This is a genomic window from Streptomyces johnsoniae, from assembly GCF_031845565.1.
GTDB lineage: Bacteria > Actinomycetota > Actinomycetes > Streptomycetales > Streptomycetaceae > Streptomyces > Streptomyces johnsoniae.
Map to the genome: position 1 here is coordinate 1 of NZ_JAVREV010000088.1, position 424 is coordinate 424.

A 424-nucleotide genomic window follows, 5' to 3' on the forward strand; every position below is an offset into this window, starting at 1 on the left:
GTGGACGTGAACCGAGTACTGATCACCGCCGGAAGCGGCGATCGCCACCGACTCACCCATCTGCTCAAGCGCGGCCCGTAACCCCTCGACGGCGGGCGCGCCGCAACCGGTCAGCAGGTACATGACCTCGAACTGAGGCGGGGCCTGTGTGGCGGCCAGTTCGGTGGCGGCAAGCGCGGCCTGCGGTGAGGCCGGGGTGTAGACCGGCCGGCGGGGCACATGCCCGGCCAGTGTGGCCGTCATCGCGTCCAGCAGGACCAGCAAGCCGCGACCACCGGAATCGACCACGCCGGCCTTGGCCAGTACGTCGAGTTGTTGCGGTGTGCGATCCAGGGCGGCTGATGCGGCTTCGCCGGCGGCCGCGGCCGCGTCGGCGACGTCACCGCCCTCGGCCGCGCAGCGTGCGGCGGCCTCGGCCGCGGCC

Annotated in this window: 1 protein-coding gene; it reads right to left on the minus strand. The window is 73.1% G+C overall.

The genetic code is table 11. The features are described 5' to 3' along the window. Window positions 1-424 (minus strand): DAK2 domain-containing protein (locus RM779_RS33405; protein WP_311621551.1); only part of this gene is annotated, 424 nt, incomplete at both ends.